Source organism: Methylobacterium sp. (genome assembly GCF_028290105.1).
Taxonomy (GTDB): Bacteria; Pseudomonadota; Alphaproteobacteria; order Rhizobiales; family Beijerinckiaceae; genus Methylobacterium.
On record NZ_JAQGKL010000274.1, the window covers coordinates 1 to 10,029 of the forward strand.

Here is a 10,029-nt window from a genome sequence, read left to right on the forward strand (position 1 = left end):
AGCACGAGGGGTTCGAATCGGTAGGTCTCGGCGAATCGTTCGAGCGCATCCTCGCGGGCCTGCCCAGGGATCTGGGCCAGGACCGACAGGGCCGCGAGCCGGTCGGTCATCGTGGTGGCTTCGTCGATTTGGGCGCTCGCCAGTGCGGTCGCCGCCGCCGGGTCCGCCGCCGCGATCAGGTCGAGGGCGGCGTTGCGCAGGGAGCGGCGCCCGGCGGCCTCCGCGTCGGGACTGAAGGGCGTGCCGGGTGCGTCCGCGAGGGCGTCGCGCAGGCGCTGCAGGCGGTCGGCGAGGCCGGCGCCGAGGTGCCGGCGCAGGGCGTGGCGGGCATCGTGGATGGCGTCCGGGTCGATCTCCGCGCCGATTTCGTTGGCGACATCCGCCTCGCTCGGGCTTGCCAGGACCAGGGCCGCGAAGGCCGGGTCGGCCAGGGCCTCCCCATCGAGGAAAGCGCCGAGCGCGGTGGTGAAATCCGTGACGGCCCCATCCGGTGCGAGCCCCTTGCGGGTTCCCTCGACGAGGAGGCGCATGGCGACGCTCTGGGCCGCCTGCCAGCGGTTGAACGGGTCGCTGTCGTGGCGCAGCAGCGTGAGCCGGTCGACATCCGCCATGTCGATCTCGATCCGCACCGGGGCGGAGAAGCCGCGAAACAGGGAGGGCACGGGCGGCGCGGCGACCCCCGTGAAGGTCAGGCCATCGCTGGCAGAGTCCAGCACGAACACGCCGTCCCGGACCCGGTCGCTGACGGCCCCGGTGAGCGGACCGTCGGCGCCGACGAGGCCGAGGCTCACCGGGATCACCAGGGGCTGCGCGTCGGGGGCCCCCGGCAGGCTCTGCCGGAAGTCGAGCCGGTAGCTGCATGCCTCGGGATCGTAGGTGCCGCGCACGGCCACGCGCGGGGTGCCGGGCCGCTCGTACCAGCGCGCGAAGGCGTCGAGGTTCCGGCCCGAGCTTGCCGCGAAGGCCGCGAGGAAATCCTCCACCGTGGCGGCGGTGCCGTCGTAATCGGCAAAGTAGCGGTCCATCCCGGCGCGGAAGGCGGCGGCACCCAGCAGCGTACGCAGCATCCGGACGATCTCGGCGCCCTTCTCGTAGACGGTCGCAGTGTAGAAGTTGTTGATCTCGGTGTAGCGCGTCGGCCGGACCGGATGGGCGAGGGGACCGGCATCCTCGGGGAATTGCCGGGCGCGCAGGGTCCGCACCTCGCCGATGCGATGCACCGCGCGCGAGCGCATGTCGGAGGAGAATTCCTGGTCGCGATAGACCGTCAGCCCCTCCTTGAGGCAGAGCTGGAACCAGTCGCGGCAGGTGATGCGGTTGCCGGTCCAATTGTGGAAATACTCGTGCGCGATGATCGCCTCGATCGCCGCGTAATCCACGTCCGTGGCGGTCTCGGGCGAGGCCAGCACGTAGCGGTCGTTGAAGATGTTGAGGCCCTTGTTCTCCATCGCGCCCATGTTGAAGTCCGAGACCGCGACGACGTTGAACACGTCGAGGTCGTAGGCGCGGCCGAAGGCGCTCTCGTCCCAGGCCATCGAGCGGGCGATGGCCTCGAGCGCGTAATCCGCGCGGTCCGCCTTGCCGGGCTCGACGTAGACGGCGAGGTCCACCGCGCGTCCCTCGCTGGTGGTGAAGTCGCGGCGCACCCGGTCGAGGCGTCCGCCGACCAGGGCGAAGAGATAGGCCGGCTTCGGGTGCGGATCGTGCCAGATCGCGTAGTGGCGCCCGGGGCCGGCCTCCCCGGCCTCGACGGGGTTGCCGTTGCCGAGGAGCACCGGCGCCTCGTCGCGGTCCGCCTCGATGCGCGTGGTGTAGACCGCCATCACGTCCGGCCGGTCGAGAAAGTAGGTGATCCGGCGAAAGCCGTCCGCCTCGCACTGCGTGCAGTAGACGCCGTTCGAGCAGTAGAGCCCCATCAGCTTGGTGTTGGCGCTGGGGTCGACCAGCGTCTCGATGGTCAGCGTGAACGGGCCGGCGGGCGGGTTCGCAAGCGTCAGGGCCGAAGGAGTGGCCTCGAAGGCCTCCGCCAGGAGGGGAGTGCCGTCGAGGGCGAGGCTCACCAGCGTCAGGTCGTCCCCGTCGAGGACCAGCGGCGCTCCGGCGCATCCGGCCGGGTTGGGACGCAGGCTCAGTTCGGCGCGCACCCGCGTCGCGGTGGGGTGGAGCGAGACCGCGAGCGCCACGGTTCCGATCAGGTAGTCGCTGGGGCGGTAATCCTCCAGGCGGATCGTGATCGGTGTCTCGGTGCGCATGCGGCGTCCTCTGGCTGAGCCTTCATTTTGCGGGGCGGGAGGGGATGGCGCAACGCGCAAGGAGGCAGCCTCGTTGACGCGTGCGAGCGCCGGACCACATAGGCGCCATCCCTCGGAGAGCACTCAAGCCATGCGATTTCTTCACACCATGGTCCGCGTCGCGGACCTCGACCGGGCCCTCGATTTCTACGTGAACACCTTCGGGCTCCAGGAAGTGCGCCGGGTCGACAACGAGAAGGGCCGCTTCACCCTGGTCTTCCTCGCCGCCCCCGGCGACGCCGGCACCGCCCGCGAGACCCAGGCGCCCGTCATCGAACTGACCCACAACTGGGATCCGGAATCCTATTCGGGCGGACGCAATTTCGGCCACCTCGCGTACGAGGTCGACGACATCTACGCCTTCTGCGCCAAGCTTCAGGCGGCCGGCGTCACCATCAACCGGCCGCCCCGCGACGGCAACATGGCCTTCGTGAAGTCGCCGGACGGCATCTCGATCGAGCTTCTGCAGAAGGGCGCCGCCAAGCCCCCGCAGGAGCCTTGGTCGTCGATGGAGAACACCGGCACCTGGTGAGCCGTCCCCGCCGCTTCGCCGCGTGAGCGAGGCGGCGGGTTTCGCGACTTTGCCCGGCACGCGGCCGATCGCCCTTGACCTGCCGCGCCCGCCCGGCGCACATCCGCGCCGGATCAGTCGGCCGGGCGGCCGCTCCGGGCCAGGGTCCGACGACCCTGTCCGGGGAGGAAAGTCCGGGCTCCATGGAGAGACGGTGCCGGATAACGTCCGGCGGGGGCGACCCCAGGGACAGTGCCACAGAGAGCAGACCGCCCTGCTTCAGGCAGGGTCAGGGTGAAAGGGTGCGGTAAGAGCGCACCGCGGACGCGGCAACGCGGACGGCACGGCAAACCCCACCGGGAGCAAAACCGAATAGGGGCGACACGGCGGGCCTCACGGCTCGTTCAGGCCCTCTCTCCAGGCTCGTCGCCCGGGTTGGTTGCTCGAGGCGGTCGGTAACGATCGTCCCAGAGGAATGGCCGCCACGTTCGGGCGCCGCAAGGCGTCCGGGCCCTACAGAACCCGGCTTAAAGGCCGACTGATCCGCTTCCTGCGCCCGCGTTTGCGGCTGAAACCGCAGCCGAAACTTACGCTCGGTTAACCTTGCTGAGGTCTGATCGCCCCCGGCCGCCCCACCCGGCCCGGTTCGTTGACGGCGCTCAGAGGCCCATGGTACCCCGATTCATCCCGTCAACGGCGATTTTCGGATCGACGGACGCAGCCTGTCCCAGGCAGGCCGGCGTCCGCATGCGCGGTCGCGCCACGCGTCGACCCGGAGACGCCCCGTCTCTCCGAGCCGCGCCAGCGCGCTCCAGCCCCGTGGAAGGGACGCATGCGCCGCTTCAGTCCGGTCGAGCCCTCACATCTCTCATTTCCGTCCGTCGCGCGCGCCGAGGCTTCGCGATGACGCGTGCGCCGCGCACCACGCGCGCCATCGACGGAGCGCCGCACGTTCCCGTCCTCCTCGAGGAGGTTCTGAACGCCCTCGACCTGCCCGGGCGCGCCCTGGCGGTGGACGGCACCTTCGGGGCGGGCGGCTACACCCGCGCCATGCTGGGCGCCGATCCGTCCGTGCAGGTCCTGGCCATCGACCGCGACCCCGGCGCCATCGCGGGCGGCGCGCCGCTGGTGGCGGAAGCGGCCGGGCGCCTGACCCTCGTGCCGGGCCGTTTCGGCACCCTCGATGCCTGCCTGCGCGCCGAGGGCCACGCCCAGGCCGACGCCGTCGTCCTCGATGTCGGCGTTTCCTCGATGCAGATCGACCAGCCCGAGCGCGGCTTCTCGTTTCGCAACGACGGCCCCCTCGACATGCGCATGGAGCGCGCCGGACCGAGTGCGGCCGACCTCGTCAACGAATACGAGGAGGCGGACCTCGCCGACATCATCTACCATTACGGCGAGGAGCGCCGCTCGCGGGCGGTCGCCCGCGCCATCATCGAGGCGCGGCGCAAGGGCCGGATCGAGACCACGGGCGCGCTGGCCGAGATCGTGGCGAGCGTGGTCTGGGCGGACCCGGCCAGCGGCATCAACCCGGCGACGCGCACCTTCCAGGGCCTGCGCATCGCGGTGAACGACGAACTCGGCGAGCTGGTGCAGGCGCTGCACGCCGCCGAGCGCATCCTCAAGCCGGGCGGCCGCCTCGCGGTCGTGACCTTCCACTCGCTGGAGGACCGCATCGTGAAGCAGTTCTTCTCGGCCCGCAGCGGCCGGGCCGCCCAGGCCTCGCGCCACGTGCCGAGCCTGGAGGCGCCCGCACCCCGCAGCTTCACCGCAATCACCAAGGGCCCAGTCCTGCCCTCGGACGCGGAGACCGCCAGGAACCCGCGCGCCCGCTCCGCCAAGCTGCGCGCGGCGGGGCGGACCGACGCGCCGGCACCCGAGCCGCTGGCGGCCATCGAAACCCTCGCCGCCCTGCCGGTGCGGACGGGGCGAAGCGGAGGAGCGCGCCGGTGATCCGTTTGCTGAACCTCGTCGCGGTGCTGGGCCTGATCGGATCGGCGATCTACGCCTACTCGATCAAGTACGACACCCTCTACCAGGCCGGCCAGGTCTCGAAGGCCCAGAGCCAGCTCAAGCGCGAGCGCCAGGCCATCGCGGTCCTGCGCGCCGAGTGGCAGTTGCTCACCCGCCCGGACCGCCTGCAGGCGGCGGTGGACCGCTACCTCGCCCTCGAGCCGATCGGCACTTCGCATCTCGGGCGCCTCGCCGACCTGCCGGCGCGGCCGGACCGGGGCGACGAGATCGGCCGCCTGCTGGCCGCGACCGCGACGCCGAAGGAGAAGCCGGCCGCCGGCCGTGGCTCCGACGAGCCGCGCGCCACGGGCAGCATCACGCCGCGCACCACCACCACCAGAACTCCGACCACGACTTCGAGGTAGTGTCCGTGTCCGAAGTCCCGCATCCGGAAGTTTCGCCCGCCGACGCGCCCGAGCCGACCGTTTCCCCGGACGAGGCGGGGACGGTCCGGCGCGACCATGCCGCGACGCTCGCCGAACCGCCGGCCGAGCGCCTCGCCGAGACCACCGTGACGCCGGCGCTGCCGAAGGCCAACTGGTTCGTCGCCGGCGTCAAGGCGATGTTCCACCTGGCGATCGAGCGCTCCTACGCCCGCGTCGGCCTCGTGGGCCTCGGCTTCGCGCTCGTCTTCGCCACGATTTCCGGCCGCCTGATCTACATGGCGGCCTTTCCCGAGCCCGACAACGGCGACCGCCGGATCGCGGCGGCGGCCACCACCGCCATCCGCCCGGACATCGTCGACCGCAACGGCGAGATCCTGGCCACCGACATCCGCACGGTCTCGATCTTCGCCGAACCGCGCAACATCTACGACAAGGACGAGGCGGTCGAACTCCTCACCGCCGTGCTGCCGCAGATCAACGCCACCGACCTGCGCGCCAAGCTCTCCACCAAGAAGGGCTTCGTCTGGGTCAAGCGCGAGATCACGCCCAAGCAGCAGGCCGAGGTCCATCGCCTGGGCATCCCCGGCATCGGCTTCCTGCCCGACCACAAGCGTGTCTACCCGAACGGCACCGCCGCCGCCCACATCCTCGGCGTGACCAACCTCGACAACATCGGCATCGCGGGCATCGAGAAGTACATCGACAACCAGGGCAACAAGGCCCTCAACGATTTCGGGCTCGTCGCCAAGCAGACCGATCTCGCGCCGATCCAGCTCTCCATCGACCTACGCGCCCAGTTCGCGGTGCGCGACGAGCTCGCCTGGGGCCTCGACCACTTCAAGGCCAAGGCCGCCGCCGGCATGATCCTCGACGTGCAGACGGGCGAGGTGATCGCGCTCGCCTCCCTGCCGGACTTCGACCCGAACGACCCGGCCGACGCGCTGAACCCCGACCGCATCAACCGGATGAACGTCGGCGTCTACGAGATGGGCTCGACCTTCAAGGCGATGACCCTCGCGATGGCACTCGATTCCGGCAAGTACAACGTCAACTCGACCTTCGACACCCGCGGCGGCGTCCTGAACTGGGGCCGGCAGAAGATCCACGAATACCACGGTACCAACCGCGTCATCACCATGCCGGAGGTGTTCACGCACTCCTCCAACATCGGTTCGGCCAAGATGGCGCTCGGCATCGGCGTGCCCGGCCACAAGGCGTTCCTGAAGAAGATGGGCCTGACGGACCGGATGCGGACCGAACTGCCGGAGAGCGCCGAGCCCCTGGTGCCGCCGCGCTGGACCGAGATCAACACGATCACCATCGCGTTCGGCCACGGCCTCGCGGTGGCGCCGATCCAGGCGACGGCGGCGGTGGCGGCCATCGCCAATGGCGGCTTCCTGATGACGCCGACCTTCCTCAAGACCACCACCCAGGAGGCGATGGCCAAGGCCACGCGCGTGCTCAAGCCCGAGACCAGCGAGGCGATGCGCTTCATCATGCGCCTCAACGCCGTCGAGGGCTCGGCCAAGAAGGCGGCGATCCCGTATTACTTCGTCGGCGGCAAGACCGGCACCGCCGAGAAGGTGATCCACGGCCGCTACGTGAAGAACCGCCTGTTCACGACCTTCATGGCCGCCGCCCCCATGGACAAGCCGAAATACCTCTTCGTCACCATCATGGACGAGCCGCAAGGCCTGCCGGAATCGGGCGGCTACGCCACCGCCGCCTGGAATTCCGGCGTCGTCACCGGCCGGGTGATCGAGCGCGTCGCCCCGATCCTCGGCCTGCCGCCGCAATTCGATCCGCCCGTGAAGCCCTTCCCCCTGATGGTGAAGCTCGGCGCCTACCACGCCACGCAGGTGGACGGGCGATGAGGGCCGCCACCCTGGGCGGGCTGTTTCCGGAGGCCGATGCGGCTTTCGCGGATCTGCCCGTCACCGGCCTGACGGCGGATTCGCGAAAGGCCGGCCCCGGCATCGTGTTCGTCGCGGTTCCGGGGACCGTCGCGGACGGCCGCCAATTCGCCGCCAAGGCGGCGGCGGCCGGTGCCGTGGCCGTGGTCGCCGAAGGTGCGCGTCCGACCGATCTCGATGCGGCCGTGCCCTATCTCGGGGTCGCGGATGTCCGCCGCAGCCTCGCCCTAGCGGCGCGGGCTTTCTCCGGCCGCCAGCCCGCGCAGGTGGTCGCCGTCACGGGCACCAGCGGCAAGAGTTCGGTCACGGATTTCGTGCGCCAGATCCTGTCGCGTCTCGGCGCGAACGCCGCGAGCCTCGGCACGGTCGGCATCGTCACGGACAGGGGCGCTACCTACGGGTCGCTGACGACCCCCGATCCGGTCACCCTGCACGCGACCCTGGCGCGGCTCGCCGACGACGGCATCGCCTATCTCGCCATGGAGGCCTCCTCGCACGGGATCGAGCAGCGCCGCCTCGACGGCGTCGATCTCGCGGCGGTGGGCTACACCAATCTCGGGCGCGACCACCTCGATTACCACACCACCATCGAGGATTACCTCGCCGCCAAGCTCCGGCTGTTCACCACGCTGGCACAACCTGGCATACCGGCGGTGGTCAACCTCGACGGCGCCTATGCGGATGTCGTCGTCGCCGCTGCCTCCGCGCGCGGGCTCGACGTCCAGACCACCGGCATCAAGGGCGATACGGTCCGTCTCCTGGCGGCCCGCACCGAGGGCTTCCACCAGCATCTCCGCCTTCAGGCGCCCGGCGCCTCGGGCCATCTCGAGGAGTATGCGATCCGCCTGCCCCTCGTCGGCGGCTTCCAGGTCGAGAACGCGCTGCTCGCCGCCGCCCTCGTGTTGGCGACCCCAGCTGGAGCCGCCGACCGGCCGGGTGTCATCGCCGCGCTGGAACACCTCACAGGGGTGCCTGGGCGGATGGAGCGCATCGGCGAGGCCAATGGCGGCCTCTGCCTCGTGGATTACGCCCACAAGCCCGAGGCCCTCGACGGCGTGCTGACGGCGCTTCGCCCCTTCGCGACAGGGCGCCTGCGCCTCGTCTTCGGCTGCGGTGGCGACCGCGACCGGGGCAAGCGCGCGATCATGGGCGGGATCGCCGCCGCGAAGGCCGACGCGGTCATCGTCACCGACGACAATCCGCGCAGCGAGGAACCGGCCGCGATCCGCGCCGCGATCCTGGCGGCGGCCCCGGGGGCCGTCGAGATCGGCGACCGGGCCGAAGCAATCCGCTCGGCGGTGCGCGCCCTGGAGCCCGGCGACGTGCTCGTGGTGGCCGGCAAGGGCCATGAAACCGGCCAGATCGTGGGGTCACAGGTCCTGCCCTTCTCGGATCACGACGTGCTCCGGGCTGCGATCGCGGAACGCTCAGCATGACCCTCACGCCTCCGCTCTGGACCCCGGCCGCCCTCGAAGCCGCCACGGGCGGCACGCTGCACGGGCAGCCGAAGCCGATCACTGGCGCCTCCATCGACACGCGCACGCTGCAGCCCGGCGACCTTTTCTTCGCCATCCTGGGCGAGGCGCGGGACGGGCACGACTTCGTGCACGCCGCCCTGGAGCGCGGGGCCGGCGCCGCCGTGGTCTGGGCCGAGCGTGCGCAGGAATTCGCCTCCGTCGGTCCGGTCCTCGCGGTCTCGGGTTCGGGCGAAGACCCCGTCCTCGAGGCCATGCGGGCGCTCGGCCTCGCCGCCCGGGCGCGCAGCCACGCGGGTATCGTCGCGGTGACGGGCTCGGTCGGCAAGACCGGCACCAAGGAGGCCCTGCGCCACGTGCTGTCGGCGCAAGGGGCGACGCATGCCTCGATCGCCTCTTACAACAACCATTGGGGCGTGCCCCTCACGCTGGCGCGCATGCCGGCTGAGACCGCGTTCGGCGTGTTCGAGATCGGCATGAACCACGCCCGCGAGATCGTGCCGCTGACCGCGATGGTCCGGCCCGACATCGCCCTCGTGACCACCGTCGAGCCGGTGCACATCGAGCACTTCGCCTCGCTCTCGGCCATCGCCGACGCCAAGGGCGAGATCTTCTCCGGGTTGGAGGTCGGCGGCACCGCCATCATCAACCGCGACAACCCGAGCTTCTCGCGGCTGCTCGCCCACGCGCAGGCCTCGCGGGCCGGGCGCGTCGTCACCTTCGGCGAGCATCCGGAGGCGGATGTCCGCGCCAACCGCATCGTGCTGCGCCCCGACCTCTCGGTGGTCGACGCGGTCGTCATGGGCATCCCCGTCACCTACCAGCTCGGCACGCCCGGACGGCACACGGCGATGAACTCGCTCGGCGTCATGGCGGTGGTGCATGCGCTCGGCGCCGACCTCGCCCGCGCGGCCCTGTCGCTCGCCGCCCTGCGGCCGCCGGTCGGACGCGGCGAGCGGACGGCCCTGGCGATCGGGGAGGGCGAGGCCTTCCTGGTGGACGAGAGCTACAACGCCAATCCGGCGTCGATCCGCGCGGCGCTCGCGACGCTGGCGGCCATCGAGACCGGCCCGCGCGGGCGCCGCATCGCGGTGCTCGGCGACATGCTGGAACTCGGGGCCCAGGGCGACAGCCACCACCGCGCGCTGGCCGGCCCCGTCGAGGAGGCCGGCATCGACCTCGTCTTCACGGCCGGGCCGCTCATGCGCAACCTCTTCGAGGCGCTGCCGGTGAGCCGGCGCGGCGCCGCTGCGGCCACATCCGCCGAGTTGCTCGACCCCGTGCTCTCCGTGCTGCGCCCCGGCGACGCCGTCATGGTCAAGGGATCGAACAGCATCCGCATGGGCCGGATTGTCGAAGCGCTCAAAGCCCGGTACGCGAAGGCCCAAGCCGAACCGCCCCACGCCGCCGCGCGCTGAGGGCGACTGACTTCGCATCGGC

Annotated in this window: 7 protein-coding genes and 1 other RNA gene; 7 read left to right on the plus strand and 1 reads right to left on the minus strand. The window is 71.1% G+C overall.

What is annotated here, in order from left to right:
• Window positions 1-2,252 (minus strand): aminopeptidase N (gene pepN, locus JWQ05_RS18960; protein ID WP_299661885.1); only part of this gene is annotated, 2,252 nt, incomplete at its 3' end.
• Window positions 2,253-2,382: 130 nt separating this feature from the next.
• Between pepN and gloA the strand changes: the two genes are divergently transcribed.
• The 7 genes from gloA to JWQ05_RS18995 all read left to right on the plus strand — a co-directional run bounded on the left by gloA (window position 2,383) and on the right by JWQ05_RS18995 (window position 10,007).
• Window positions 2,383-2,823, plus strand: a complete 441-nt coding sequence (gloA, locus tag JWQ05_RS18965) for a lactoylglutathione lyase (protein ID WP_299661888.1) — start codon at window positions 2,383-2,385, stop codon at window positions 2,821-2,823.
• Window positions 2,824-2,936: 113 nt separating this feature from the next.
• Window positions 2,937-3,348: RNase P RNA component class A (gene rnpB / locus JWQ05_RS18970), an RNA gene on the plus strand.
• Between the two features lie 357 nt (window positions 3,349-3,705).
• The gene (gene rsmH / locus JWQ05_RS18975; protein WP_299661891.1) at window positions 3,706-4,755 is read left to right on the plus strand and encodes a 16S rRNA (cytosine(1402)-N(4))-methyltransferase RsmH; all 1,050 of its coding nucleotides are present in this window, start codon (window positions 3,706-3,708) and stop codon (window positions 4,753-4,755) included.
• On the plus strand, window positions 4,752-5,180 hold the full coding sequence (locus JWQ05_RS18980) for a hypothetical protein (protein WP_299661894.1): 429 nt from the start codon (window positions 4,752-4,754) through the stop codon (window positions 5,178-5,180). Before rsmH ends, JWQ05_RS18980 begins: the two co-directional genes overlap by 4 nt.
• Before the next feature lie 146 nt (window positions 5,181-5,326).
• On the plus strand, window positions 5,327-7,075 hold the full coding sequence (locus tag JWQ05_RS18985; RefSeq protein ID WP_299661902.1) for a penicillin-binding protein 2: 1,749 nt from the start codon (window positions 5,327-5,329) through the stop codon (window positions 7,073-7,075).
• Window positions 7,072-8,550 carry a UDP-N-acetylmuramoyl-L-alanyl-D-glutamate--2,6-diaminopimelate ligase gene (locus JWQ05_RS18990; RefSeq protein ID WP_299661897.1) on the plus strand — a complete coding sequence of 493 codons (1,479 nt, stop codon included), beginning with the start codon at window positions 7,072-7,074 and terminating at the stop codon, window positions 8,548-8,550. Before JWQ05_RS18985 ends, JWQ05_RS18990 begins: the two co-directional genes overlap by 4 nt.
• Complete coding sequence (locus JWQ05_RS18995) at window positions 8,547-10,007, plus strand: UDP-N-acetylmuramoylalanyl-D-glutamyl-2,6-diaminopimelate--D-alanyl-D-alanine ligase (protein WP_299661899.1); 1,461 nt, start codon at window positions 8,547-8,549, stop codon at window positions 10,005-10,007. The genes JWQ05_RS18990 and JWQ05_RS18995 overlap by 4 nt, the downstream gene beginning before the upstream one ends.
• Window positions 10,008-10,029 lie beyond the last annotated feature (22 nt).